Origin of the sequence: Streptomyces carpinensis (genome assembly GCF_002154505.1) — a bacterium.
Lineage (GTDB): Bacteria > Actinomycetota > Actinomycetes > Streptomycetales > Streptomycetaceae > Streptomyces > Streptomyces carpinensis.
In genome coordinates this window covers 1-2,271 of record NZ_MUBM01000654.1, presented here as the reverse complement: position 1 = coordinate 2,271, position 2,271 = coordinate 1, and the positions used below count along the sequence as shown (strand labels likewise).

Below are 2,271 nucleotides of genomic sequence, written 5' to 3'. Positions count from 1 at the left end.
GCGACGGCGCCGTCGCGGATCTTCACGTGGATGGCGTCGATGAAAACTACCGGATAGATGCGGCCCAGAGGGCGGCTCTGCCATTCGACCATGCCCTCGATGACCTTATCGGTGATGGTGGAGATGGTCTGCCGGGAGACCTCGGCGCCATAGGCCTCCGCAAGTTGCGGCATGGACCTCACCTGTGGTCAGACCCTTCGCGGCCAGCGAGATCACCATCTCGTCGACGCCGGTCAGGCGCTTCTGCCGCTTTTTGACGATCTTCGGCTCGAAGGAGCCGTCCCGGTCGCGGGGCACGGCTATCTCCACCGGTCCCACGTCGGTCAGAACGGTCTTGGAGCGTTTGCCGTTGCGGGAGTTGCCACCATCCTTGCCCGCCGGATCGTGCTTGTCAGAGCCGAGGTGGTCGGTGATCTCGCCTTCGAGAGCGGACTCCAGGAGCCGCTTGGTCAGCTGCTGCAGCATTCCGCTTTCGCCGGTCAGCTGCAGGCCCTCTGCCTGGGCCCGGCTCACCAGCTCGTCGATCAGCTGGTCGTCCACGGCCTTGGCCGACACAGCCGCTGCCGACTCGCCAGCCTCGTGCTCGGCCACGTTCTCACTGGTCATCGATGCATCTTCCATGATCGGGAGTTACACCGAACGTTTGGGTCTGGCCCGTAGTCGGTGGTGACGCTGAGTAGCCGTCTGTGATCATGTTCTTGTGATCGATGTCAATTCCCTTATGGGGACGGTGTTTTCCGGACTGTCGGATCTGGTCATTGAGGACGTGGTGGACGGGGGTGACGCAGTGGTGGTCACGGCCCGCACCCGGGATGTGGCGGTGCCGTGTCCGGTGTGCGGGGCGCCGACGGCGAAGGTGCACGGGTATCACCACCGGACGGTGGCGGACGTGCCGGTCGACGCACGCCAGGTCGTCGTCCACCTGCGCGTGCGGCGGCTGGTCTGCCCGGTCCTGGGCTGTCGGCGGCAGACCTTTCGCGAGCAGATTCCCGGACTGTTGGAGCGCCATCAGCGCCGCACGGTGCGGCTGGCCGGGCAGATAGCCGAGGTGGCCCGGGAGTTATGCGGCCGCGCGACGGCCCGGCTCGCCGCCTGGCTGGCCGTGCCGGTCTCCCGCAGTACCGCGCTGCGCCATCTGTGGCGCCTTCCCGCGCCGAAACTGCCGGTCCCGCAGGTGATCGGCGTGGACGATTTCGCCCTGCGTCGCCGTCGCCGATACGCCACGATCATCACGGACGCCGAGACCGGCAGGCGCGTCACGGTCCTGCCCGACCGCGAGGCCGCGACACTGGAGTCCTGGCTGCTCGAGCACGGCAGCGGCGTCGAGGTCGTGTGCCGGGACGGCTCGGCCACCTACGCCGAGGCCGTCCGCCGCGTTCTGCCCGACGCGGTGCAGGTCAGCGACCGCTGGCACCTCTGGCGCAACCTGTGCGACAAAGTCCTGCTCGAAGTTCGCGCCCACGCCGGCTGCTGGGCCACCATCAACCCGCCCCGCCCCGGCGGAGTACGCGAGCAGACCACTCGCGAACGCTGGAACAAGGTCCACGATCTCCTCGGCCAGGGCGTCGGCCTGCTCGATGCGCCCGCCGCCTGCAACTGGCCCTGAACACCGTCAAGCGTTACGCGCGCATGCCCGAACCCCAGCTTCTGCGGATCGCCCCCACCTACCGGCCCACCCTCGTCGACCCCTACCGCGACCACCTCCGCGAACGGCGCGTGGCCGACCCGGCGGTGCCGGTCACCCATCTGCTACAAGAAATCAGGGAGTTGGGATACACCGGCAGCGCCAACCTGCTGGTCCGCTACCTCAATCAGGGCCGCGCCGAGGGCGAACGCCCGGTGACCACCCCACGCCGAGCCACCCGGCTCCTGCTCACCCACCCGGACAACCTGCGCCCGAAGGAAACCTCCTTGCTGGAGAAGATCGCCGCGGCCTGCCCGGAGATGGTCGCTCTCGCCGATCTCGTACGCGGCTTCGCCGCCCTGCTGAAACCGGCCGAGGGCAACGATGTGAAACTCACCGAGTGGATCGCCACCGCACGCGCCGCCGCATGGCCGCGCCGGATTCGACCTCCTTCGCCACCGTATCCTCCTGCCCTGACAGCCACTCGGCGTCACCACCGACTACGGGCCAGACCCGAACGTTTTACAGTCCCCCTGGGCGTCGTTGTAATTGAGGCAGCGCCCGGGCCTCCGCGCTTGTTGATGCCTGAACCGTTCCTCTTGCTACCCAAAGCGTGCTCTCATGCAGTGAGGTTGTGGTTGAGGGTT

Annotated in this window: 2 pseudogenes; one reads left to right on the top strand and one right to left on the bottom strand. The window is 67.6% G+C overall.

The features are described from left to right. A pseudogene (locus tag BZY54_RS47580) lies at positions 1–606 on the bottom strand (transposase); the annotation flags it as partial. A gap of 115 nt (positions 607–721) precedes the next feature. Here BZY54_RS47580 and BZY54_RS47575 point away from each other — a divergent pair. Beyond that, positions 722–2,058 (top strand): annotated as a pseudogene (locus BZY54_RS47575) (ISL3 family transposase); the annotation flags it as partial. Positions 2,059–2,271: the final 213 nt, after the last annotated feature.